The following is a 23,130-nucleotide window of genomic DNA, read 5'->3' on the forward strand; positions in this document are numbered from 1 at the left end:
CATACTCATCAATATATCCTGATCCATATACTCGATACAGCGAAGCTGGAAAAATCTATTTGCATCTGATCACAGATAAACACTACACCCACGTTCAGCAATGCAAATCCATCAAGAAGCCGAAGTCTGGCTATCCACCGTCCCCCTTGTCGAATACCAGGAATGGACGAACGACTTAGACATCGATCCCTTGCCTGAGGCGCCCGCCACAGCCGCAGCCATTGCCAGCAAGTCTGAACAGCCACGCATGCCTGACTGGTATCAACTCAGCTTCAGCGGCACTGGCAAAGAGTATTTTCGTATCTGGGTAGTCAATCTTTGCCTGAGTCTGGCAACGCTGGGTATTTATTCGGCCTGGGCCAAGGTCAGACGGCTGGAATATTTTGACCGCAATACCAGTCTCGCCGGTGCCAGTTTCAATTTTCATGGTGAGGCAAAAACCATCTTGCGTGGCCGTCTTGTTGCCGTGGTTTTACTGTTCTGTTATCACTATCTGTTCACCTTGTCAAAGAACCTGGCATTGCTGTTTTTCGTCATATTCGTGCTGGGTCTGCCTTTCATGATGCGCAGCGCCTTGCGTTTTCGCTTGCACCAGACCAGTTACCGAGGCTTGCGTTTCCAATTTCATGGCTCGGTACAGGATGCCTATGCGGCCTATGCACCGGTTGCTCTCGTGATCCTCTTGCCTGGCTTGTTTGGTGCGCTGTTTCCTGAAGAAAGCTATATGGCATTCTTCGCTTTCCTGGGTTACATTTTCTGGCCCTGGCTGCATGCCAGAATGCGTATCTACCAGCATGACAATATCAGCTACGGTAATTTGCGCGCCAGTTGCGACATGAAAAGCGGGGCCTTTAGCTGGAGTTATGTCGGCGTATTGCTGGCACTGTTTTGTTCCCTGATTGTCGGCATTTTTCTGAGTGGCATAGTTGCCGTCATCATAGAAAAAAATGGTGGCAGCCTGTTGCAATACATCCGTAGTACCAAAGACGTTTTTTTTCTGGTCATAGGATTTCTCATGATGCTGGCTGCGGTGCTGGCCGCAATCGGGTGCCTGAGCTATATACAGGCCGTTGCTTGGAATAAATCCTGGGACAACACCAGCTTCCCAGGTATAGACATAGACTCTTCACTGCCATACTGGCCTTACTGGCGCTTGCAGGTGAAAAATTTTTTCTTCACCTTGTTCAGCCTTGGCTTGTACCGGCCATTTGCTGTCGTGGCCGTGTATCGCTTTCGCCTTGCGTATGTACGTCTGCTGGCAGAAGAACTGGATCAGGTGCAAGCCATCAGCAGAGCCGGGCAGACGCAAGCCACTGGCGACAGTTCTGCCGACATGTTTGGCTTTGATTTATCCTGGTAATTGCCACATGATTAAAGCCAATTATTTCGACCATCACCAGAGCCGGATACAACCCATCCAGCTGGATTTGCAACAAGATATTGTGAATGTCATTTTTGATGGCAAGCAATATCCCGTCAGGAAAAAGAGATTGCAGGTGTCAGAGCCCTTTGAACATGCGCCCTGCATACTCAGTTTTTCAGACGGCAGCCATTGCGAAATCCATGACAGGGCAGACCAGCAAACCCTGCTGGATTTTCTTGATTACCGGCCCAGCCTGGTGCAGCGCTGGCAAAGACAATGGAAATGGGCGCTGGCAGCAATCATCGTCATGGCGGCCTTGCTGCTGGCAGCGCGTGAATGGGGTGTGCCTTTGCTGGCTGATAAGATCGCTGCGCGCCTGCCTGGCAAGTATGAACAGGCCCTTGGCGACGAAGTCATGAAACTGCTGGACAAATCCGTGCTGAGCCGCAGCCATTTAAGTGATCAACGCATAGCCCAGGCCAAGGAAGCGATAGAGCGTGTCATGCCCGAACATGGCCGCATACCCATGCGGCTGGAAATCAGGAATGCCCCGAATATCGGTGCCAACGCCTTTGCCCTGCCAGGCGGCACCATAGTCGTTACGGACGCCATGATAGAGATGCTCAGTACCAGTAAGGACCGTGGCCTGAGTCCGGCAGGGGCCGAAGAACTGGCGGGCGTGCTGGCGCATGAGATCGGCCACGTCGAAGGAAATCATGGCATGCGCCGCCTGGTGCGTGACGCCATGGTGACTGTGATTGCGGGCAGCCTGTTTTCTGATTTCAGTTCCGTTGTCAGCCTGGCGTCTGCCGGGGTCGTGAATATGGAATTTTCGCGTGAAATGGAAACCGAAGCCGACGACTATGCGATCAGGCGCATGAAGGAAACAGGCTTGTCACCCGCCCGCCTGGCGGATGCGCTGGAACGCATGGAGAAAATGCACAAGCGTGAAGCCGCACAAGAATCCACCACCAAACGTATCACCCAATACATGTCCAGCCATCCGGCGACTGAAGACAGGGTGGCAAGGTTCAGGGCGGCGGCACGGTAAAAAAGTCGTGGTGGTTTGCGCACCTATAAATAACGGCTATACCAGCAGCGCTATAAACGGCAAACAAAGAGCCAAACAAAAAAACAGAAAAATAGCCTGGCTAATTATTCCGGATAAAGTAAATGAATTCATTTTGTAGCAGAGCCATTGCTTATGTACAGGTAGTAGAAGCGGGTGTCATTAAAAGCGGCGAACATGACAGTGAAGATACCCATGGCGCTTGTATCCAGGACCTGGGAAATGGCCTGGGGATTGCCTATCTGGTCGAAGATAATAACGGCTATGTTTTTATTAAAGAGCAGCATTTGCGGGCAGAACGATGGACCCTGGCGACACTGCACCAGTCCGCAATGTCCAACCTCAAGCAAAGGATAGACCGGACTTTTGGCTTGCATGACAGCGCACCGCTATACGGCGTTTTTGCCGACATGCGTTTTGTAGCAAGTTCTATGCTGCTGGACGATCTCTGGGATAGCGAATTATCGAACTGTGTCAATAATGGCTTTATCATCGCCATCCCCCGGCGCGACGCCTTGGCTTTTTGTGACAGCCAGTCTGAAGCAGGCATAGCTCTGCTCAGGGAGGTGATCAGCAGGGATATCAGTCATACCTCGGAACTGATCAGTACATCACTCTACCGCCGGCAAAACATGCGTTGGGTAGAAATCAAAACAGATATTGAAGAGCTCAAGGTATTGGAACTGGGGGTGGCCAAGTTCCAGGCCTGGGCCATTGACAGGGCTGAATCGTTTCGCGAGATTTGCAAGGAGCACAAGCAAATCGATCTCAGCTATGAGCTTGAAAGTGTGCGCTGGACAGATGACTATATTAATTATCTGCGCAAATTGGGAAATGACAATCTCATCGGCATGTTATGGCAATTGATAGGATGTTTTTTAGGCGAATGTTTAAGACGCAATCTGGGTGGTAAGTGGATAAAACATTATGGCAGTCCAGGTATCCGGCTGGAAAATGGGAATATTGCCTTTCCCTGGACCAAGGTAGTCAAGCAATTCCAGAATGAACCTGAGAGTGGTGATTCCATACTCGGTTTTTATACGATGAATTTGGCGATGAATCCTCGCAGTTTGTCAAAAACGGCACAGCGCTTGCTATCTATTTACGAGGCGCACCCTGACTATTCAATTTTTATCCCGACAACTACGGATGGCGAGTTGCAATGGGCCAGGGTCAAGCAGATAGAAGATGGCTGGGTCAGTCTGGATGATAATTATGCCTCCCAATTTGCTGTGAATGTAAAAGTGTCTATGCAACTGCATCGCATTCAAAGTTTTTATGCTTGCAATTCTTACGGCGAACTGAAAGAGGCAGAAGGCATCAGCGATATTCTCGCTGCATTGCTACCCTTTGGCGTACACAGACAGTTTGCTCCTGTAAATATCATCAAGACTTCACTCGCCGTCAGCGCACTTGTCAACGGCGTCAAATTCCTTAACATTAACTTTGCCAAGAGCAAATTCACTCAAGATGGCGAAACCAGATATGTAATTGTCTTGCGCAATATTTCCAAAGAAAAAATCAGGGTGCTGAGGTTTGGCAGTTATATCTTGAAAGACAAACTATGGAAGCTGAAATCTGCGACAGGAAATTTTTCTTCCGATTTTCAATTCAGGGAAGAATATGGCGGTCGTGCAGAGTGGCTGGAGCCAGAAGAGCAGGTCAGTTATTCAGGCAATACCGAAGAGCCTGTAGTCTTGTGGGCTTATCACTGCGAGACAGAGGGCGGGGACAAATTCATCGCAGGAAAAATCCTGCGTGAAGTGCCGGTTGAGGAGCTAGCTAGCCCAAGATAATTGTTTGTAAAAAAACTGAGTAAGATTGATTACTTACTTGTCCAGCGTAAAAAAGGAAGACAGGCGAACTCAGGCTGAACATGAAGCACAAAAACTGGGCCTGGATTATTTCTGCCAAATTTGCTTTGTGTTCCGCTATTCAGCGGCTGAAATGCGATTGAGTAAATCCACTTAAAGCAAGTTAAGCCAACAGCTTGCATAGAAAAACGCAATATCAATTTACGAGAACCATTGACTTTATTTCCTGTGCCTATGTCAAAAGTGCAGGGCAGAGAAAATAAATCCATAAGTTCATAAAAACTGTCAGGCATGCAAATACAAACCGGGGCTACAGCGATGTGGTTGCCTGCGCCAGAGTAACAAGGTCGGCAAGAGGTCAATCGACAACAATTAATGATTACAGTTGTAAGGTGCCAGAGCTTCGATCAACATATAGTCTTGCTTTTCATTTTCTTCATCGATCAGCGTCATGGTTTTACCATCCTTGCTGAGAATGACAGGCTTGCCTTGTTTCTCCGGGCGATCATTTTTACCTTGCAGCAGCAGGTGCTTGTCTTGTACCTTCCATGTACCGTCCAGGCCGCTGTATGGAGAAGTGCCCATGATACCAACACTGCTTTGCATGTTGCCATCCTTATCCAGGCGCAATATTTTCTGGGTGCTGGTTCCTGTAAACACCCATTTACCCATCATCGCGCACGGCAAACTGGAATCCAGGCGCTTATCTTTGGGTATGCTGATTCTCCAATGCGCGATGCCTATCACGGCAGCGATGAAAATTGCCGTGCCTATCGCCCATTTTAGCGGGCGGCCAGGCGGGGGGCATATATCCTCATTCAGGCTGGCGCGCTGTTTTGCAGACAGGCCCAGGATACTTGGCCGCAAGCCAGCATCCTTGAGCTGGCGATTGACTTCATCATTAATGGCCAGCAAGATAAAGGTATTTACCAGCGGCACCATGGAGCCGTAAGCGATGAGCTTTCTCATGGTGTTGTTGAAACCCATATTGGCAGCCAGTTTTAAATAACCGGCAAAGAACATGACTTCAATGGGCAGCAGGCAAAATGCAATCGTGAAAAAACCGATAACATCGCTCTTCATGCTGAGTACAGCAAAATTCAGCGCCACAGCATAAATCAACTGCTTTTGACCATCAGCCAGTTCAGCAATACGGATATCGTCGTAGTTAACGATCTCCGGTTCAGGCTTGTCAGCCGCTTCTTTCTTTTTGCCCGTATTGTTATAGGCTATCCAGCGCTGCATTGCTTCGTCTGTGCCTGCGGCCGGCGTCACCGTCGCCGTTGCTGCTGCTTGCTGCGGGTTTTCTTCAGGTACAGTGGCGCTGGTGATGACGATGTCTGGCTCCATGATACAGACGCAGCCGTATTGCGCCAGGCTAGCCACATAGTTTTGGGCGACAATCTGCGTCAGGTTTTTTTTCAACACTAGGCCTGGTTGTGCGAGCATGTCAGCAACTTGCGCCGGCGTGCGTTTGAACAAGGGGGCCAGTTTGTCAGCTACAGCATTCACAGTCATGCCATCTTTGACACCCTGTGGCACGATGCGATAGCGCTGCGGCCTGTGTATTACGCCTTCTTGCTCATCAATCACGGTCAGTCCCAGCGTATTGCTAAATCGCAATATCTGCTGGATGACTTCTTCATGTCTCTGCGAAATGCCGACGACACCCATGTCGCCAATAAAATTGTTGATTAAAGGGCCATCCGACCACGGGCAGGCATCCATGGCGTCGTCATCTGTGCAACTGGACAGGCAGGGGAACAGGCGCGTAATGGCATCATGAAATTTGACCAGCACTGGTACTGCCGCCGCATCACTGTTGTAATAGCTTTCCCGCTTGTCGTTCAGCCAGGTGTAGGTCTCTGCATCGCTGGCCGGTGTCTGGGTAGCGAGAATCGTCAGCGTGTAACTCATGGCAGGCAGAAAATGAAAAAACGCTATTGTATTTCAGCTACCCCCTGAAGGAGGGTGTTTAGTGGGGGGAGTGGCGCGATATCGCTGCAGGAGCGGGTGCAGAATTGCTCTGGATTGCTGAGCGCCATCCCGCTTTACTGTTTATCCCAAGTTGCCAGGCTTATTCTTCTGCCCCGGCTTCTGCCATGATGGCACGCAAGCCTGAGGCATTGGCCCGCTCGGCAGCTTTGCCATGACCACTGCGGATATCGTCCTGATCGCGCAAGATCAGGTGTACGCCTTCATTCTTGTACATGAAACTCAGGGTTTCTATGCTTTCATTGCGGTTATTGAAATTTTCAGAAACTTCGAACTGCACATCCTTGTTTAATAAGTAAATGGCAACTTCTTTGGTATTGTCAGCAAACAGGTGTAAATGGATGTCGGAATGGTTGCCAGCCGTGCCATTCAGTACCGCACCTACGACATAAGGGTTGTAGCGTTCCAGCTCTTCCATCAGCTCAAGGGTGAGTTGACGCAAATGCAATAAGCGCTGTGGCTGGGTATCGCCAAAGAACAATTCATTGTATTCGCGTACTTCTTGCTCAATCTGGGCATTGTCAGGCAGGACATCGCCCTTGACTTTATGGTTGCCCAGCAACTGCTTGGCTGCCTTGCGCTTGGCGGAGGCATAGTCGGCGCCATCCTCGGCGATCATGCGCGCCGCCAGCGCCGCAATCTCAGCCCGCAGGCTCTCTGCTTCATTCGGTGTATGGATCATCATGGGGTAATCATAACTGAAACCTTGGGGAAATCCAAAAACAAGGCCCCTCAAGCCAGAGAAATGCCAATTTTTTGCCTATGTAGTCATAGGTTTTCAGCTTCTGTTACGAGTGGTGACAAGAACATGCCTTCTCTCAGGTAGAATTGCGGGATTCTGGAATTTGGTTCAATTATGCATATTCATATTTTAGGTATCTGCGGCACTTTCATGGGTGGCCTGGCCGTATTGGCAAAAGAAGCAGGTCATACCGTGACGGGCTGTGATGCCAATGTCTATCCGCCCATGAGCACCCAGCTCGAATCCCAGGGCATCAGCCTGACGCAGGGCTTTGAGGCTGAGCAGATAGCACTGGAACCGGATTTATATGTCATAGGCAATGTCGTTTCGCGTGGCAACCCGCTGATGGAAGAAATCCTCAACCGTGGCTTGCCCTATGTGTCTGGCCCACAATGGATGGGCGAACATATCCTGCATGACAAGTGGGTACTCGCTGTCGCTGGTACTCATGGCAAAACAACAACATCTGCCATGTTGGCCTGGATACTCGAATATGCCGGTTACGCGCCTGGTTTTCTGATCGGCGGCGTGCCGCTGAACTTTGGTATCTCTGCCCGTCTGTGGGGCAACCATGCCTCTGACTTTTTTGTCATCGAGGCTGACGAATACGATACCGCCTTCTTCGACAAGCGCAGCAAGTTCGTGCATTACCATGCCAAGACAGCTGTACTAAACAATCTGGAGTATGACCATGCCGACATCTTCCCCGATGTTGCCGCCATAGAAACCCAGTTCCACCATCTGGTGCGCACCGTGCCCGGTGTAGGCCGCCTTATCGTCAATGGCAACAATGACTCGCTGGAACGTGTCCTGAAGCGCGGTTGCTGGAGCGAACAAGAATTCTTTGGCAACGACCAGGCCTGGCGTCTGCTCATGCAAGACGGTGAAGACTTTGATGTCTATTTCAACGACCAGTTGCAAGGCCGGGTGCAATGGAATTTGAACGGCGAACATAACCGCCAGAATGCACTGGCCGCGATTGCTGCCGCCCGCCATGTCGGTGTCACTCCAGAAATTTCGATAGAAGCCCTGGCCCAGTTCGTCAGCGTCAAGCGCCGTATGGAAGTGCGCGGTGTCGCCGACGGCGTCACCGTCATCGACGACTTTGCCCATCATCCCACCGCCGTTGCCACGACCGTTGAAGGATTGCGCCACAAGGTCGGCAATGCCCGCATCCTGGCCGTCCTGGAACCACGCTCAAACACCATGAAGCTGGGCACCATGAAACAGGCCTTGCCTGGCAGCCTGGAACGAGCTGATCTGGTATTTGGTTTTGGCGAGGCGGATGGCAAATCAGCTTTAGGCTGGGACCTGGCAGAAGCCCTGGCGCCATTGGGCGACAAGGTCGCCTGCCATCACAAGATAGATCAATTGGTGCAGGACATCGTCAGCAAGGCCAGGGCCGGCGACCATGTACTCATCATGAGTAATGGCGGCTTTGGCGACATACACCAAAAATTGCTGGATGCGCTGCAATACCGCGCACAGCAGGCTGGTAATGAAGCCGGTAGTCAAGCTGGTAATAGGGCGATTGCAGCATGATTCTCTACCTGCACGGCTTTCGCTCATCGCCTGATTCTTACAAGGCGCGTGTCATGCTTGCGCATATGGCGAAGCTGGGCCGCAGTGAAGAGATAGCCTGCCCCGACCTGTCACCATCGCCGGCGCTGGCGATACAACAGGCTGAGGCCTTGCTGGCCGGGCACAAGGCAGAAGACATCTGCATCATAGGCTCATCTCTGGGCGGCTATTATGCGACCTGGCTGGCAGAAAAATACGGCTGCAAAGGCATACTGCTGAACCCTGCCGTCAAGCCACCGCGCGACCTGGAAAGCTATGTAGGTGTAACGACTTATTACCATAGCGATAGAGTCTTTGAATTCAAGGCAGAATACATGGCTGAACTGCGTGCCCTGGCCGTAGAACAGATCAGCCAGCCTGAGCGCTATTTTTTGATTGCCGCGACTGGCGATGAAGTATTGGACTGGCGCGAAATGGTCGCTCACTATCCGCAAGCCAGACAGTTCGTGATTGAAGGCAGTGATCATGGCATAGCAGAATTTGCTGATTACCTGGATCAGGTGATGGCCTTTGCGGATGGCAGGGCCTGATTTGGACGAAGCGATTTTGCAGACAAGTAAGCAAATGCAGCGCCCACAAGCCGCACAATGGTATGCGCATGTGAATGCTGTCGATACCAGTGTGCTGATGGAAGACTGGCTCAGCAACCGCGATTCGCTGACGGCCAGGCTGGTGGCCAGGTGCCAGCAGTTTCGCGTGCAGCGTTTGTCGCAGCACAAGGCAGTGTGCCTGCAGGATGAATACGCTGCGATAGGTTTACCGCGCGCCATGAAGGTGCATGAGCGCGAAGTGTTTTTGCGTTGCGATGGCGAGGCCATGGTGTATGGTCATACGATAGTACCGCTGAGTGCCACTGCCAATGAATGGCCGCTGTTTCATGCGCTGGGTGAAAAGTCTTTGGGCAGCACCCTGTTTAATGACCCGCTGGTGCGCCGCGGTGATTTGCATTACGCCAGGCTAAGACAGAGCCACCCGCTGATACGCCGTATCGTGGCGAGACAGCCGGAGCTGGCAGGTGTGCACAGCATGCTCGCTCGCCGGTCTTTGTTCTGGCGCAAGGGCGGGTGTTTGCAGGTGACGGAAGTGTTTTTGCCGGGGGTTGAGGATTTGAGGATTATTGAAAAGCGTTAAGACCTCTCAACACAGAGACACCGAGGAGGGAAAGGCTGCTTGCAGGCAGCCTTCGTTACGCAGGCGAACGGCATGCCGTTCGAAATCCCTGCTACACCACAGAGGTGTCACAAGAGGGCACAGAGAGCAATTAAAGAGTTGGGAGTAGAGCGCGAAAGAGAGCAATTAGCGTGACTCACGTTTCGATTGAAGCTGCACTCTCAAAGTCGTCATTCCTGCGAAGGCAGGAATCCAGCGGCGTTCGTGGCAAACTGATACAGCCAAAACGCAAGCTGCAATGTGTAAACCCCTTCCCCTTCAAGGGGAAGGTTGGGATGGGGATGGGGTTCTTCAGCAAACGAAGTAAGGAGCTAATCAACCGAACCCCATCCCCACCCTAACCCTCCCCTTGAAGGGGAGGGAAGTGAAATAGGTATATGAATGATTTCCCGCTTTGCTGATAAAAGCAAAGTAAATATAGAACAGCAGACATCTCAAGCAGAGACGTAGAGCAAAAACAGAACGAGTAAATGACAAAGATTTTCTCAGTGCCACCTCTGTGTCTCCGTGCCTCAGTGTTGAGTTTTTTGGTCTTAAAACATAAAGAAGTATTGAATGAATTTATTTTTCGAAGAATCCGGTGATTTCAAAGCAGGCAGCATCATGACGCATGCTGGTGAGGCTTATCAGGTCGAGATGGCCAGCGGCAAGCGCACGAAGGTGAAAGCCAAGGATGTGCTGCTGCAATTTGCCTCTCCCGATCCTGCCAGCCTGATCGAACAGGCCAAGGCCGCTGCGGCTGAGATAGACCTGGAATTTCTGTGGGAAGTCGCCGGACAGGAAGAATTTGGTTTTGCTGAACTGGGTACCGAATACTTTGGCCATGCACCACAACCGGTAGAAGCGGCAGGCCTCATCTATGCCCTGCATAACGCCCCCGTTTATTTTTACAAAAAAGGCCGTGGCCGCTACAAGGCTGCGCCTGAGGCATCTTTAAAAGCCGCACTGGCCGGTATAGAAAAGAAAAAACAGCAAGCCCTGATACAGGCTGGCTATGTCGAAGAACTCAAGCAAAACCATCTGCCAGATGCAATGAAATCGCTGGCGCTGCAATTGCTGTTCAAGCCAGATAAGAACAGCATAGAATACAAGGCCCTGGCAGAAGCCTGCGATGCCATGCAAATGTCACCGCAACGTCTGATGCTTGCCGTCGGTGGTATTGCCAGTCCCAAGCATTTGCACTTGGCCAGGTTTCATTACGAGCATTTCCCCAAAGGCGTGGGCTTCCCGGCGATTACCTTGCCAGTTTTGCCCACTGATTTGCCCGTGGCAGATGTAAAGGCTTTCTCCATCGATGACGTTACCACTACCGAGATTGATGATGCTTTCTCTGTCGTCGATCTTGGCAATGGTCAGTTGCGGGTCGGCATACATATTGCCGCGCCAGCCCTGGGTATACAGCGCGGTGATGCGATAGACCAGATGGCACGTGGCCGCATGTCCACCGTGTATATGCCTGGCGACAAGATCACCATGCTGCCGGATGAACTTGTCAATGTCTATACCCTCGGTGCCGGCCAGACCCGCCCGGCAGTATCACTGTATGCGACTTTGAATACCGAAGACTGGTCCGTCATCAGTACCGAGACCAAGGTAGAAGCCGTGCCCATGGCCAGCAATCTGCGTCACAATGATCTTGATGCGCTGGTGACAGAAGACAATCTCGCCAACGACGCCGGTGAATATCCGCACAAGGCCGACATCGCCCAATTGTGGAAATGGGCGCTGGTGCTCGAACAAGGCCGTATGGTCAAACGCGAGAGCTTTGGCATGAAGCCCGAGCAAAACAACCGCGTCGATTTCAATTTCTATGTGGAAGATGATGTCGTTTCCATCGTGCGCCGCAAGCGTGGCGCACCGCTGGACAAGATCGTCGCTGAACTGATGATCTTTGCGAATAGCACCTGGGGCAAACTCATGGCTGACCATGGTATCCCCGGCATCTACCGCGCCCAGGGTGTGGCTGGTGGCCGTGGCCCCGGCGCCTGGACAGCGCGCATGCAGGTACGCATGCTGACCCATGCAGCGCCGCATCAGGGCCTCGGTGTCGATCAATATGCCTGGAGCACATCGCCACTGCGCCGCTATACCGATCTGGTTAATCAATGGCAAATCATCGCCTGCGTGCAACATGGCATCACTGCGCCGCTGGTCGCCACCTTCAAACCCAAGGATGCCGACCTGTTTGCGATAGTCTCCGGTTTTGATGCTGCTTATGCCGCCTATGCTGATTTCCAGAACAATATGGAACGCTATTGGTGCCTGCGCTGGCTGGGCCAGCAAGAGCAGCGCCAGGTCGAAGCTGTTGTTTTGAAAGACGAAGTCTTGCGCCTCGTCGATATTCCGCTCATCATCCGTTTGCCGGGCATGCCACAGACAGCACGCGGTGCCCAGGTGCGCCTGGATATCCTGCGCTGGGACGAAGTCGATCTTGAAGTCGAAGCGCGCCTGCTGGAATTGTTATCTACCGTCACCGAACTTGAGGAAGAAGAACTGGACGACGAAACCAGCACTGAAGTTGCAGAAGACTTCAGCGCAGAAGAAGGAGCACCTGCAGCAGAGACAGTAGCAGAGGCGGAGAGCGCGACAGCAGAGGTGGCAACTGAACTTGCCAATGATGACGCGAATACTCCAGACGAAGAACAGCCACAAGCCTAGTAATGAAAAGTCAGAATAAGAAAACCAGACCTGCGAAACAGGTCAAACAAGAACAACTGCCAGGCGGGCAAGAGCAGGCTGTCAAGGCGGGTGAAGTCGCGCCCACCGTCTCTGCCCCCCCTGTTGGGACTGGCAGTGCTTCCAGCAGCAAGGTCAAAAGCAGTACCGCCAAGCCTTCTTCCGCTCGCTTGAGTCCAGGCAAGGCTAATTTTGAAAAACTGATTTTTACGATCGCCATCACCACTTCTCTGGTTTTGCATGCGGGTACAGTTTTGTTGGTACATTTTGTCGCACCCCAGACGGTGGATAGTAAACCGCGCGATACTGACCTGGAAATCATCCTCGTCAATTCCAGGCATGCCAAACCCCCGGCCAAAGCCGAAGCGCTAGCGCAGGCTGATCTTGACGGTGGTGGCGCACACGACACTGGTCGCAGTAAATCACCCTTGCCTGACATGAAGCGCAGTGAAGATGGCGATGCCCTGCAAACCAATACCCGCAAAATCGCCGATCTGGAAGAACAGCAAAAGCAGTTGATGGACCAGGCCAAGCTCAAGGACAATTTCCGGCAAGATAAGCAGGAAAAGAAAAATACCGACGACGCGCCCAAACCCTCCACAGGCAACGATAATGTCGAGACCACCAAGGCCCTGGCCCGTATGGCGGCCGAGATTTCTCAAACCATAGAAGATCAGAACAAGCGCCCGAAAAAAAACTATATTACTCCCAGTACCAAGCGTCTTGACCATGCCATCTACTACAAGGCTGTACAAAAGCGCATAGAAGATACCGGTACGCTAAACTTTCCACAGAAAGATGGTAAAAAACTGTATGGAGAAATGTTTGTCTCCATACCGATTTTTCAGGATGGTACCATCTATGAAAAAGAAGGCGGCCCGCGCATAGAGGTCTCTTCAGGCGACAAGGCACTTGATGCTGCGGCGCTGCGTATTGTCCGCCGCTCTGCACCTTTTGGACGCTATCCAAAAGCCAGCCTGGGGCCGGACAGCAATGAAGTTTTCATCATGTTCGCGAGATTCAAGTTCACACATGAACAGCAACTGGAAACTGAATTACAAAAGAGGCCAAATTGAGCGCCGACCACTACGTCGTCATCGGTAACCCGATTGCGCACAGCAAATCGCCGGCTATCCATGCCCGCTTTGCTGAACTGACAGGCCAGCAAGTTGATTACCAGCGCCTGCTGGCACCGCTGGACGGTTTTGCCCAGGCAGTGCATGACTTCATCGCGCAAGGTGGCAAGGGGGCCAATGTGACCCTGCCATTCAAGCTCGACGCCTTTGCACTGGCGACTGAACTCAGTGAACGCGCCAGGATTGCTGGTGCTGTCAATACCCTCAAGTTTGAGCACGGCCATATCTATGGCGACAATACCGACGGCATAGGGCTGGTGGCAGATATCGTGCGCAATGCCGGTGTCAACCTGCACGGCAAGCGCCTGCTTTTGCTGGGTGCCGGCGGTGCAGCCCGTGGTGCCTTGCTGCCGTTGTTGCAGGAAGAACCCGCTTCATTGACGATTGCCAACCGCACGCTTGCCAAAGCACAGGATTTGCAGCAACAAGCCAGCAGCCTGAGTGATCGTTGTGAGCTGCAAGCCTGTCGTTTTGAAGACTTGCAACAGCCTTTTGATGTCATCATCAATGCCACCTCGGCCAGCATCAATGATGATGTGCCACAACTGGCTGCAATAGTTTTTGGCAAAACCACACTGGCCTATGACATGATGTATGCCGCCGCACCGACCGCGTTCCTGCGGCTGGCTGCCAGCCACGGTGCGCAATGCCGTGATGGTCTGGGCATGCTCGTCGAGCAGGCAGCAGAAGCCTTTGCCCTGTGGCGCGGCGTGCGCCCGCCATCTACACCGGTACTGACAGAAATGCGCGCAGCATTGCAAGCGAGCCTGTGATGAAATTATTTGGCCGTATCCTGTTCTGGTTGGTACTCGTACCCCTGTTGCTGTTCACGCTTTTGCAGGCTTATTATCTGGCGCATGTCTGGTGGTGGATAGACCACAACCCGACATCCACCAGCTTCATGCGCCAGCAACTCAGTGTCTTGCAAGAGAAAAAGCCCGACTTCCAGCTCAAGCATAAATGGGTGCCGTATAACCGTATCTCCAATCATCTCAAGCGTGCCGTCATCGCTTCAGAAGATGATGGCTTTGTCGATCATGAAGGCGTGGATTGGGAAGCCATGCAAGCCGCTTACGAAAAAAACCAGAAAAAAGGCAAGGTCGTTTCTGGTGGTTCCACCATTACCCAGCAGTTAGCCAAAAATCTTTTTCTTTCGCCTGACCGCAGTTATTTCCGCAAGGGCGAAGAACTGATCATTACCTATATGCTGGAAAAATGCATGGACAAACAACGCATTCTGGAGATCTACCTCAATGTTGTAGAATGGGGTGTAGGCGTGTTCGGAGCAGAAGCTGCTGCACAAAATTATTTCCATACCAGTGCCGCCAATCTCGGCCCTGCCCAGGCAGCCAGGTTGGCCGTAATGCTGCCCAAACCACGCTATTTTTATAAAAACCCGGGCTCTGGCTATTTGCAAAGACGTAGCGAAGTCATCCTGCAGCGCATGAATAATTCCGAACTGCCATGAAATATACAAAACAACGCGGGCTGAGCCTGATTGCCGTCGCCTTCCTTTCCATGCTGATTGCTGCATTGGGCATGGGTTTCCTGTACTACATGCGCTATGGCCGTCTGCCCATGCATGATATGTGGGCGCGCTTTGGCAAGGCGGCTGCCGTCATCAGCAATGACGTCAAAGAAACCACGGGTCTGCCAACCGGCAGCAATGAAGGCCCCGGCATGCGCCAGGCCGCCACCACCAGCGAAGGCGTGCGTCGCTGCACCATTGATGGCAAGACCGTGTATTCAGACACCTTATGCCTGGACAATAACCCTACCACCAAAAAAATCAAGCTCAACGACTCCAAAGGCATGGAGCCGCCAAAAACTGCCGTCGCCAAAGAAGATGGCGGCAAGGGTGCAGATAATAATTATCCGGCTTCCATGAGCAATGAAGAAATGAAGAAAAAAATCATGGAGCAGGCACTGGGCAAAAGCGCCCCGGCATCCAGTGCCGATGAAGACCTGCATCTGAAGGCCATGAACCGGGCGATTGATAAGGCAACGAAATAGGTTTGCAGGGCTGCTTACATGCCCATACCTTTACTGATTCGCAGGGTGCGCCATGCGCACCATTCGTTTTACAGCGATAAATCTACGACGGTGCGCACCGCGCACCCTGCAAATTAAAGCCTGGCTTCTTTAGCCTTAAGCCATTCTTTTGGCCTGATGTATCAGCTCAAATACCTGTTTCGCCTCGGCGATGGATTGAAACTGCGTCATCGTCTTCGCATTTATCTTGCCAGGCAGACCTGAGAGTCCGCCAAACAGGGTTGCCAGTGGGTTATTGCCAAACACGATACTGCCTTCACCCTCTTTAGCCTCAGTCAGGCTGATTTCACCCAGGTTTTTGAGGTCCAGTGATTTCAGATTGCTGTTAAACAGGCCGGAGACTATCAGTATGCGTTCACTGGTGACGGCATAATAAGTGCCAGCTCTTTGTCTTGCTTCAAGAAAGAAGCGGCCTCCTATCATGTGCAAGCCTATCAGTACAAAAGGGATGCCCCACAAGCAAAAAAACAGGGGAGCGCCAGAAGTGATGACGTTGTATTCCCAAAACAGTGCAAAGCCACCCCATAGCAGGCTGAAGGGCACCATGAACAAATCAGTGAGCTGGAACATGATGCCCTGGCGTGGCTGGCCTGACCATAGCAGGCGTTCATGGGGGAATAATGTAGAAGTAATTTGCGGGAACTGGTTGGTAGTCATTGTCCGGTAGTCATGTAGTTTCTGGGGCACTGCAAAAGCTGCATTGATAAAAAATTTTCGGAAGGCTGCTAAGAACCTGCGCGCGTTGGTCTGATAATTATACCTTCAGCAAATATACACGCAGATGCAAAAAAGATCGTCTCTGATGAATCCTTTTGGGCCGTTGTTGACTCTTGTCATGGCAAGCAGATGTCAAACAGCCCCTGAAAGGAATCAATATGAGTACTTACCAAAACCCGCAAGACCTGGCCAAAGCCAAAGACCTGATCAGCCTCGCCCCTAAAGAAGCACAGGCTTTTCTGGCACTCAAGACCACGGCAGAAAGAGCCGATGGTGTCATCCCTGAAAAATACCGTGAGCTGATTTCCATCGCCGTTGCCCTGACTACCCAGTGCGCTTATTGCATAGATGCGCCACCCGCACCATTCATTTTAGAAACTAGGTCAGCAACGGTGTGCGTGGTACAAACGACAAGTCACGATACTCAAGCCAAGTGTGCGATGACGTGTAACACTTCATGCAATGCCAGAAAGACGACAAACAGGGCAGCCAATCCAGAAAGTTTAAATACTTTCACATAGTAAGACTTGAATTGAACCTTGTCAGCTTCCCTTAAATTCACGGCAATAACCAGCGCCAATATCATCGGTCCATAAGCATAAAAATCCCCAAAAAAATAAAGGGTATGTGGCACCTTCATATTTTCACTATAGATCGTCAGCAGTGGGATTGCCAAGGTCAACGAGAATACCAGCAAGGCATAGACCAGTAAATATCGCGCTGCAGTCTGACTTGCGAACATTTTTTTTCGCAAAAGTGCAATGCCGCCCAAAAGATAGGATACGCCGAGAGCCGCCAGAATAATTGCGGCTTCTGGGCCTGCCGGATCTTCGGACCTGGCCCTCATGATTGCCTCTATCCCGCAACCTGTCAGCAACAATCCAAAGAACAGGCGAAATATCCTCATTTTCATTGCGCACTCCCAATTTCGACAGCAGTATCAGCTTGGCGTCACTATCACGGAAACATTTTGCCCAAAAAAATCATAAACAAGTGAATATAAAACTGTATGACTGGATGTTGATACACGCTGGGTGCGTACAGCAGTTCGAAGATTATATCTTAGTAAGATATGTATATTTATGAAATGCTTTTTTAAATGAATCCTTTTGGCTTGCAGCGCACTCTTGTCATGGCAAGCAGATGTTAACCAGCCCCTAAAAGGAATAAGCATGAGCAACTACCAAAATCCGCAAGACCTTGCCAAAGCCAAAGATCTCATCAGCCTTGCTCCCAAAGAAGCGCAAGCTTTTCTGGCACTCAAGACCACGGCCGAGCGGGTCGATGGCGCGATTCCCGAAAAATACCGTGAATTGATTTCCATCGCCGTTGCCCTGACTACCCAGTGTGCCTATTGCATAGATACGCACAGCAAGAATGCCGCCAGAGCAGGGGCAACGCGGGAAGAAATTGCTGAGACGGTCTTCATTGCAGCCGCACTGCGTGCAGGCGCAGCGGTCGGACATGGCTTGCTGGCTTTGCGCCTATTTGACGAGGCTGCCTGAACATGGTTCAACAAGGCAGGACCTGGAATGAAGCACCCACAACTTGCGCCGCACCGTTGATGGTTGCGCTGCATATCCTTGCCTTGTTGAATACCACATCGGCCAGACAGGCTATTGCCAACGACAGATAGGAAAAATAAGCCAGACCCACATAGTCGGCAAAAACAATCGTGTGCAACCAATCCTGTTTAAACAGATAGAAAAAGCCAGTGATAGTGGCAGCACCGAGCAGTACCACAGCAGGCAGTAGTAATTGCACGCAGGCGCGTCGGCGCAAATAGACTGTGGCCGCCAGCAAGATAAACACCAGGGCATTGGCAGCGGTAAATATACGGAATTCTCTCGTCAAGGCTTGCGCCACTTCCATGTACTTGCCGCGTATCAGGTCGCTCAATTTTTCATTGAGCTGAGTCAGTCTCAGACTGCGATCTTCAAGGCCTGTCGTGATGGATTTTTCTATCTTTTGACGGCACTGGCAGTCAAGCTTGCCCATCTCTGCCACGATGCCGGCAATTTTCGCAGGCAGGCCTGCAGCGAGCTGTTGCCTGATGTTTTCTATCTCGGCATTTTGGTGAGTGACAATGCGGCTTGCCAACCCTGTGATTTTACTGTCTTGCAGCGTATCAATTTTTTCAGTCACACGCTTTTCTACTTCCATGCGTACAACTTCACGTGCCATGTTTTCTACCATGACAGGATTGGTATAAGACAGTACAAACGCAGCACCAAATACCAGGCCACCCAATATACTGATGATTAAAAGCAGTGTGCGTATCATGGTCTGTGTTTCACATCGTTTGCGTTTGCGTATGCGTTTGTGTAAGCGTTAGCCAATGCCTTGTCACCCATGTGTCTGTTAAAACACCAGCGCACCAGCGTCTCTTGTGAATCATCAACATAACTGCCAGTATTCACGAAGCTCAGCTTTTGTACCACCCGCGTTGAGGCCAGGTTTTCTGGATTGACTTGCGCCATTACTTGCAGGGCACCACCCTCAAAAGCCAGTTGCAGCAAAGCCTGCACGGCTGCTGTGGCAGCACCAAGTTTCCTGCAATCGGGTGAAATGCCATAACCTATCTCGACCATGCCATCCCTGGGCGCATGCTTGAAACCGCAACTGCCGACGATGTGCTGGTTTGCTGTGGCGACTATATAAAAAGTGCTGCACCAGCTGGCTGGTACGCCTGCAGCCATTTGTTCCAGCGCCCGGGCAGCGACAAAATGCGGGGGCAGTGCATCCGTGGCGCAGCTATACCCATGCATGCCTGGCAGAGTGGACCCTGCCAGGGCACGTAAATCTTCTGGCGTGATGCTGATGAGATGATAGTGCATGCGCGTTGGCTGAATTGATGATATGACGCCATTGTAACCGCATGCCAAAATCGACCATACAGACTAAAGTCTGCGGTTCTGTTTATCGTACTTATCTGCCATTCAAGCCCCACAACTTTCCATTAGTCGCAGCTGACTGGTCTGACTATGGGTCGTGCTTTTATTATGCGTCTGCGCTGCAGAAATATGAGCGCAAACGCATCAATGCTAGAACTCATTTCATAAACAAGGTGAGATGCGTTTGCCTTACAAATACAGCATCTTCTGCCGCTCATCTTCAGATAAATTAATATCCCTGGCCTCATAAAACGCAAAAATGGCATCGACGATATTCGCTGGTTCATCGATCAGTTGTACCAGATAAAGATCATCATGGTTGATCATGCCGTTGCCTGCCATTTGCACTCTGATCCAGTCCAGCAAACCCTGCCAGAAGCTGGTGCCCACCAAAATCACTGGGATATTGCGAGTCTTGCCAGTCTGTATCAATGTCAAAACCTCGCTGACCTCGTCCAGCGTCCCAAAACCACCAGGGAAGACCACATAGGCATCGGCATATTTGACAAAGGCCACCTTGCGCGCAAAAAAATGGCGGAAGGACAGGCTAATGTTTTGCCAGGGGTTACTACGTTGTTCGTGTGGCAATTCTATATTCAGCCCGACTGAGGGCGATGCGCCCTCGAAAGCGCCCTTGTTGGCCGCCTCCATGATGCCCGGGCCGCCGCCAGAGATGACGGCAAAGCCCTCGTCCGACAGACGGCGCGACAAATCCACGCATTTGGCATAATCCGGGTGATCATCCTTGGTGCGGGCAGACCCAAAAATCGTCACTGCAGGGCGGATTGATGAAAGCCGCTCGGTGGACTCGATAAATTCTGCCATAATCGTGAACATATGCCATGATTCGCGCGCCTTCAGCGAAGTTGCTTTTTCCTGATCGATAATCTGGCGCAACCTCGTTACATCTTTTCTGTTTCCGTTCATATGCAAAATACTCTCTTGTTAGTTGATGGCTCTAGCTATCTGTACCGCGCCTTCCATGCTCTGCCCGACCTGCGCAATGCACAAGGAGAACCGACCGGCGCCATACACGGCATGATCAATATGTTACGCCGTTTGCGTACGGATTACCCGGCAGCATACATCGCCTGTGTGTTTGATGCCAAAGGCAAAACCTTCCGTGACGACCTCTACACCGAGTACAAGGCTCAGCGGCCCTCCATGCCAGACGACCTGCGCCTGCAGATAGAACCTATCCACGTCGCCGTCAAGGCCATGGGCTGGCCTATCCTGATGGTGGAAGGGGTAGAGGCTGACGACGTCATCGGCACGCTGGCCGTTGAAGCCACCAAGCTGGGCATGAACACCATCGTCTCTACCGGCGACAAGGACCTGGCGCAACTCGTCAATGCCAATGTCACCCTGATCAATACCATGAGTAATGAAAAGCTCGACGAGCCCGGTGTATTGGCAAAATTTGGCGTGCCGCCCGACCGCATCATCGATTACCTGACACTGATAGGTGACACCGTCGATAACGTCCCTGGTGTTGCCAAATGCGGCCCCAAGACAGCCGTCAAATGGTTGACAGAATACGATAGCCTCGATGGTGTTATCGCCAATGCAGACAAGATCAAGGGCGTGGTCGGCGACAACCTGCGTAGTGCGCTGGAATGGCTGCCACAAGGCCGTGTGCTGATTACCGTCAAGACTGATTGCGACCTGACAGGACATTACACATCGATACAGGACAGCCTGGTCGCGAAAGAAGAAGACAAGACAGAACTGGTCGGCTTTGCCAGCCGCTGGGGCTTCAAGACCTGGTTGCGTGAACTGACTGGTGACGCCACCGCTGGTGCGACACCGCTGCCTGCTGCCAAAGCGGCCACCAGTGGCAGTAATTCAGTACAGGCTGGTCTGTTCAATGATGATGCTTGCGATGTTGATAACCCCGCAGTGCCCGTGATCCAAAATTACGAAACGGTGTTGACTGAGGCCGCACTGGACGAATGGCTGGCCCGCATCAACGCCGCTGCACTGACATCAGTGGATACAGAAACCACTTCGCTGGACCCGATGACGGCGCAACTGGTCGGCATCTCGCTGTGCTGCGAAGTTGGTCATGCGGCTTATATACCTGTCGCCCACAACTACCCAGGCGCACCTGATCAATTGCCCAAGGCCCTGGTGCTGGACAAACTCAGGCCATGGCTGGAAGACGACAGCAAAGCCAAGGTCGGCCAAAACCTCAAATACGATAGCCACATCTTTGCCAATCAGGGCGTGAATTTGCGCGGCATAGTGCATGACACTTTGCTGCAATCCTATGTCTTTGAATCCCATAAATCGCATGACATGGACAGCCTCGCCATGCGCCATCTCGGCAAAAAAACCATCAGCTTTGAAGAAGTCTGCGGCAAAGGTGCCAGCCAGATTGGCTTTGACCAGGTAGATATAGAGCGCGCCACCGCCTACGCGGCAGAAGACGCCGACATCACCCTGCAACTGCACCTCGCCATGTGGCCAGAGATAGAGCCGGATGCCAATCTGCTACGCGTCTATCGCGAGATAGAAATACCCACCTCAGTCGTGTTGCAAAAGGTAGAACGCAATGGTGTACACATCAACAAAGACCTGCTCGATGTCCAGTCACATGAAATTGGCAAGCGCCTCATTGAACTTGAAAACAAGGCCTATGAACTGGCTGAGCAACCCTTCAATTTGAATTCCCCTAAACAACTGGGCGAGATTTTCTTTGGCAAGCTGGGCCTGCCCGTCGTCAAGAAAACACCTTCCGGTGCACCATCGACCGATGAAGAAGTCTTGCAAAAACTGGCCGAGGATTATCCCCTGCCCAAGGTCTTGCTTGAATACCGTGGCCTGGCCAAACTCAAATCGACTTACACTGACAAATTGCCCAAGATGGTCAACGCCAGCACAGGCCGCGTCCACACCAATTATGCGCAAGCCGTGGCTGTCACTGGCCGCCTGTCATCGAATGACCCCAACCTGCAAAACATCCCCGTGCGCACTGCAGAAGGCCGCCGTATACGTGAAGCCTTTGTCGCCGGGCCGGGCAATGTCATCATCTCCGCCGATTATTCACAAATCGAATTGCGCATCATGGCCCACATCTCTGGCGACGCCAGCTTGCTGGCTGCCTTTGCCAATGGCGAAGACATCCACCGCGCCACTGCCTCAGAGATTTTTGCCGTACCACTGACAGAAGTAACGAGCGAGCAGCGCCGCTATGCCAAGGTCATCAACTTTGGCCTCATCTATGGCATGAGCGCCTTTGGCCTGGCTGGCAACCTCGGCATAGAACGCAGCGCCGCACAAAGCTATATCGACAAATACTTCCAGCGCTACCCTGGTGTCGCCCAATACATGGCCGATACCCGCACCAAGGCCAAGGCCCACGGTTATGTAGAAACCGTCTTCGGCCGCCGCCTGTGGCTGGCCGAGATCAATTCCCCCAACGGCCCCCGCCGCGCCGGCGCTGAACGCGCAGCGATCAACGCCCCCATGCAAGGCACAGCAGCCGACCTCATCAAACTCGCCATGATAGCCGTACAAAACTGGCTGGAAAAAGACAAGCTGCAATCAAAAATGATCATGCAGGTACACGATGAACTGGTGCTCGAAGTACCGCAAGCCGAGCTGGAACTCGTCAAACAAAAATTGCCAGAGTTGATGGCGAATGTGGCGAAACTGGATGTGCCCTTACTTGCAGAAGTTGGCGTGGGCGGGAATTGGGAAGAGGCGCATTGAGAGAGTATCGAGTGCTTCCGTAGGTTGTGAACCTTGTAGGTTGGGCTACGGGTTATCAGCCCAACACTCGGCCTTTAATAAACGTATGTATCTGAATAAAATGTAGGATAAATCTGTATTCCACCAGGGTTAGGGGGTACGTTATTTATAAGCTGAGTGTTGGGCTGATGAAGCGTAGCCCAACCTACGACATACTACGAATCTGCG

General features: G+C 51.8%; 22 protein-coding genes. 14 read left to right on the forward strand and 8 right to left on the reverse strand.

What is annotated here, in order from left to right:
- Positions 1-100: 100 nt before the first annotated feature.
- The 3 genes from ACO0LN_RS07295 (at position 101) to ACO0LN_RS07305 (ending at position 4,228) form a co-directional block, all read left to right on the forward strand.
- Entirely contained in the window at positions 101-1,360 is a 1,260-nt protein-coding gene (locus ACO0LN_RS07295) for a YjgN family protein (RefSeq protein WP_422972344.1), read from the forward strand.
- Positions 1,361-1,367: 7 nt separating this feature from the next.
- Complete coding sequence (locus ACO0LN_RS07300; protein ID WP_422972346.1) at positions 1,368-2,414, forward strand: M48 family metalloprotease; 1,047 nt, start codon at positions 1,368-1,370, stop codon at positions 2,412-2,414.
- 122 nt (positions 2,415-2,536) lie between these two features.
- Positions 2,537-4,228, forward strand: coding sequence for a DUF1444 family protein (locus tag ACO0LN_RS07305; RefSeq protein WP_422972348.1), 1,692 nt, complete (start codon positions 2,537-2,539; stop codon positions 4,226-4,228).
- A gap of 29 nt (positions 4,229-4,257) precedes the next feature.
- Here the strand turns inward: ACO0LN_RS07305 and ACO0LN_RS07310 are convergent, their stop codons facing one another.
- The 3 genes from ACO0LN_RS07310 to ACO0LN_RS07320 all read right to left on the reverse strand — a co-directional run bounded on the left by ACO0LN_RS07310 (position 4,258) and on the right by ACO0LN_RS07320 (position 6,926).
- Complete coding sequence (locus ACO0LN_RS07310) at positions 4,258-4,539, reverse strand: hypothetical protein (RefSeq protein WP_422972350.1); 282 nt, start codon at positions 4,537-4,539, stop codon at positions 4,258-4,260.
- A 79-nt stretch (positions 4,540-4,618) separates the two neighbouring features.
- Positions 4,619-6,163: a hypothetical protein gene (locus ACO0LN_RS07315; protein ID WP_422972352.1), complete on the reverse strand. Its 1,545-nt coding sequence runs from the start codon at positions 6,161-6,163 to the stop codon at positions 4,619-4,621.
- 160 nt (positions 6,164-6,323) lie between these two features.
- Positions 6,324-6,926 (reverse strand): hypothetical protein, encoded by a 603-nt coding sequence (locus ACO0LN_RS07320; protein ID WP_162043130.1) that lies wholly within the window; start codon positions 6,924-6,926, stop codon positions 6,324-6,326.
- Positions 6,927-7,097: 171 nt separating this feature from the next.
- Here ACO0LN_RS07320 and mpl point away from each other — a divergent pair, with 171 nt between their 5' ends.
- From mpl to ACO0LN_RS07360, 8 genes are all read left to right on the forward strand, one after another.
- Entirely contained in the window at positions 7,098-8,525 is a 1,428-nt protein-coding gene (mpl, locus tag ACO0LN_RS07325) for a UDP-N-acetylmuramate:L-alanyl-gamma-D-glutamyl-meso-diaminopimelate ligase (RefSeq protein ID WP_422972354.1), read from the forward strand.
- Complete coding sequence (locus ACO0LN_RS07330; RefSeq protein WP_422972356.1) at positions 8,522-9,094, forward strand: YqiA/YcfP family alpha/beta fold hydrolase; 573 nt, start codon at positions 8,522-8,524, stop codon at positions 9,092-9,094. Before mpl ends, ACO0LN_RS07330 begins: the two co-directional genes overlap by 4 nt.
- Before the next feature lie 34 nt (positions 9,095-9,128).
- On the forward strand, positions 9,129-9,695 hold the full coding sequence (locus tag ACO0LN_RS07335; protein ID WP_422972358.1) for a chorismate--pyruvate lyase family protein: 567 nt from the start codon (positions 9,129-9,131) through the stop codon (positions 9,693-9,695).
- Positions 9,696-10,289: 594 nt separating this feature from the next.
- Positions 10,290-12,392: a ribonuclease catalytic domain-containing protein gene (locus ACO0LN_RS07340; protein ID WP_422972360.1), complete on the forward strand. Its 2,103-nt coding sequence runs from the start codon at positions 10,290-10,292 to the stop codon at positions 12,390-12,392.
- Positions 12,393-12,394: 2 nt separating this feature from the next.
- On the forward strand, positions 12,395-13,486 hold the full coding sequence (locus ACO0LN_RS07345; protein ID WP_422972362.1) for a TonB C-terminal domain-containing protein: 1,092 nt from the start codon (positions 12,395-12,397) through the stop codon (positions 13,484-13,486).
- Entirely contained in the window at positions 13,483-14,319 is an 837-nt protein-coding gene (gene aroE / locus ACO0LN_RS07350) for a shikimate dehydrogenase (protein WP_422972364.1), read from the forward strand. Before ACO0LN_RS07345 ends, aroE begins: the two co-directional genes overlap by 4 nt.
- The gene (gene mtgA, locus ACO0LN_RS07355) at positions 14,319-15,014 is read left to right on the forward strand and encodes a monofunctional biosynthetic peptidoglycan transglycosylase (RefSeq protein ID WP_422972366.1); all 696 of its coding nucleotides are present in this window, start codon (positions 14,319-14,321) and stop codon (positions 15,012-15,014) included. Before aroE ends, mtgA begins: the two co-directional genes overlap by 1 nt.
- Positions 15,011-15,559: a hypothetical protein gene (locus ACO0LN_RS07360; RefSeq protein WP_422972367.1), complete on the forward strand. Its 549-nt coding sequence runs from the start codon at positions 15,011-15,013 to the stop codon at positions 15,557-15,559. The genes mtgA and ACO0LN_RS07360 overlap by 4 nt, the downstream gene beginning before the upstream one ends.
- A 135-nt stretch (positions 15,560-15,694) precedes the next feature.
- Here the strand turns inward: ACO0LN_RS07360 and ACO0LN_RS07365 are convergent, their stop codons facing one another.
- The gene (locus tag ACO0LN_RS07365; protein ID WP_422972369.1) at positions 15,695-16,255 is read right to left on the reverse strand and encodes a hypothetical protein; all 561 of its coding nucleotides are present in this window, start codon (positions 16,253-16,255) and stop codon (positions 15,695-15,697) included.
- A 218-nt stretch (positions 16,256-16,473) separates the two neighbouring features.
- On the opposite strand from ACO0LN_RS07365, the gene ACO0LN_RS07370 reads away from it, so the two are divergent.
- Complete coding sequence (locus ACO0LN_RS07370) at positions 16,474-16,836, forward strand: carboxymuconolactone decarboxylase family protein (protein WP_422972371.1); 363 nt, start codon at positions 16,474-16,476, stop codon at positions 16,834-16,836.
- Here the strand turns inward: ACO0LN_RS07370 and ACO0LN_RS07375 are convergent.
- Entirely contained in the window at positions 16,740-17,228 is a 489-nt protein-coding gene (locus tag ACO0LN_RS07375; protein WP_422972373.1) for a hypothetical protein, read from the reverse strand. The genes ACO0LN_RS07370 and ACO0LN_RS07375 overlap by 97 nt on opposite strands.
- Before the next feature lie 259 nt (positions 17,229-17,487).
- On the opposite strand from ACO0LN_RS07375, the gene ACO0LN_RS07380 reads away from it, so the two are divergent.
- Complete coding sequence (locus ACO0LN_RS07380; RefSeq protein WP_422972375.1) at positions 17,488-17,820, forward strand: carboxymuconolactone decarboxylase family protein; 333 nt, start codon at positions 17,488-17,490, stop codon at positions 17,818-17,820.
- A 7-nt stretch (positions 17,821-17,827) separates the two neighbouring features.
- On the opposite strand, the gene ACO0LN_RS07385 is transcribed toward ACO0LN_RS07380, so the two are convergent.
- The 3 genes from ACO0LN_RS07385 to ACO0LN_RS07395 form a co-directional block, all read right to left on the reverse strand.
- On the reverse strand, positions 17,828-18,598 hold the full coding sequence (locus ACO0LN_RS07385) for a hypothetical protein (RefSeq protein ID WP_422972377.1): 771 nt from the start codon (positions 18,596-18,598) through the stop codon (positions 17,828-17,830).
- Positions 18,595-19,152, reverse strand: a complete 558-nt coding sequence (locus ACO0LN_RS07390; RefSeq protein ID WP_422972379.1) for a GNAT family N-acetyltransferase — start codon at positions 19,150-19,152, stop codon at positions 18,595-18,597. The genes ACO0LN_RS07385 and ACO0LN_RS07390 overlap by 4 nt, the downstream gene beginning before the upstream one ends.
- A 246-nt stretch (positions 19,153-19,398) precedes the next feature.
- On the reverse strand, positions 19,399-20,136 hold the full coding sequence (locus tag ACO0LN_RS07395) for a TIGR00730 family Rossman fold protein (RefSeq protein WP_422972381.1): 738 nt from the start codon (positions 20,134-20,136) through the stop codon (positions 19,399-19,401).
- Between ACO0LN_RS07395 and polA the strand changes: the two genes are divergently transcribed.
- Positions 20,137-22,923: a DNA polymerase I gene (gene polA / locus ACO0LN_RS07400; protein ID WP_422972383.1), complete on the forward strand. Its 2,787-nt coding sequence runs from the start codon at positions 20,137-20,139 to the stop codon at positions 22,921-22,923.
- The last annotated feature ends 207 nt before the right edge of the window (positions 22,924-23,130 follow it).

This window comes from Undibacterium sp. TC9W, from assembly GCF_049339865.1.
Classification (GTDB): Bacteria; Pseudomonadota; Gammaproteobacteria; order Burkholderiales; family Burkholderiaceae_D; genus Undibacterium.

Excerpts from the sequence above, each read along its gene's own strand:
- ACO0LN_RS07295 (WP_422972344.1), top strand. The coding sequence starts at position 101 with ATGCAAATCCATCAAGAAGCCGAAGTCTGGCTATCCACCGTCCCCCTT.
- ACO0LN_RS07300 (WP_422972346.1), top strand. The coding sequence starts at position 1,368 with ATGATTAAAGCCAATTATTTCGACCATCACCAGAGCCGGATACAACCC.
- ACO0LN_RS07305 (WP_422972348.1), top strand. The coding sequence starts at position 2,537 with ATGAATTCATTTTGTAGCAGAGCCATTGCTTATGTACAGGTAGTAGAA.
- ACO0LN_RS07310 (WP_422972350.1), bottom strand. The coding sequence starts at position 4,539 with ATGCCTGACAGTTTTTATGAACTTATGGATTTATTTTCTCTGCCCTGC.
- ACO0LN_RS07315 (WP_422972352.1), bottom strand. The coding sequence starts at position 6,163 with ATGAGTTACACGCTGACGATTCTCGCTACCCAGACACCGGCCAGCGAT.
- ACO0LN_RS07320 (WP_162043130.1), bottom strand. The coding sequence starts at position 6,926 with ATGATGATCCATACACCGAATGAAGCAGAGAGCCTGCGGGCTGAGATT.
- mpl (WP_422972354.1), top strand. The coding sequence starts at position 7,098 with ATGCATATTCATATTTTAGGTATCTGCGGCACTTTCATGGGTGGCCTG.
- ACO0LN_RS07330 (WP_422972356.1), top strand. The coding sequence starts at position 8,522 with ATGATTCTCTACCTGCACGGCTTTCGCTCATCGCCTGATTCTTACAAG.
- ACO0LN_RS07335 (WP_422972358.1), top strand. The coding sequence starts at position 9,129 with ATGCAGCGCCCACAAGCCGCACAATGGTATGCGCATGTGAATGCTGTC.
- ACO0LN_RS07340 (WP_422972360.1), top strand. The coding sequence starts at position 10,290 with ATGAATTTATTTTTCGAAGAATCCGGTGATTTCAAAGCAGGCAGCATC.
- ACO0LN_RS07345 (WP_422972362.1), top strand. The coding sequence starts at position 12,395 with ATGAAAAGTCAGAATAAGAAAACCAGACCTGCGAAACAGGTCAAACAA.
- mtgA (WP_422972366.1), top strand. The coding sequence starts at position 14,319 with ATGAAATTATTTGGCCGTATCCTGTTCTGGTTGGTACTCGTACCCCTG.
- ACO0LN_RS07360 (WP_422972367.1), top strand. The coding sequence starts at position 15,011 with ATGAAATATACAAAACAACGCGGGCTGAGCCTGATTGCCGTCGCCTTC.
- ACO0LN_RS07365 (WP_422972369.1), bottom strand. The coding sequence starts at position 16,255 with ATGACTACCAACCAGTTCCCGCAAATTACTTCTACATTATTCCCCCAT.
- ACO0LN_RS07370 (WP_422972371.1), top strand. The coding sequence starts at position 16,474 with ATGAGTACTTACCAAAACCCGCAAGACCTGGCCAAAGCCAAAGACCTG.
- ACO0LN_RS07375 (WP_422972373.1), bottom strand. The coding sequence starts at position 17,228 with ATGAAAATGAGGATATTTCGCCTGTTCTTTGGATTGTTGCTGACAGGT.
- ACO0LN_RS07380 (WP_422972375.1), top strand. The coding sequence starts at position 17,488 with ATGAGCAACTACCAAAATCCGCAAGACCTTGCCAAAGCCAAAGATCTC.
- ACO0LN_RS07385 (WP_422972377.1), bottom strand. The coding sequence starts at position 18,598 with ATGATACGCACACTGCTTTTAATCATCAGTATATTGGGTGGCCTGGTA.
- ACO0LN_RS07390 (WP_422972379.1), bottom strand. The coding sequence starts at position 19,152 with ATGCACTATCATCTCATCAGCATCACGCCAGAAGATTTACGTGCCCTG.
- ACO0LN_RS07395 (WP_422972381.1), bottom strand. The coding sequence starts at position 20,136 with ATGAACGGAAACAGAAAAGATGTAACGAGGTTGCGCCAGATTATCGAT.
- polA (WP_422972383.1), top strand. The coding sequence starts at position 20,137 with ATGCAAAATACTCTCTTGTTAGTTGATGGCTCTAGCTATCTGTACCGC.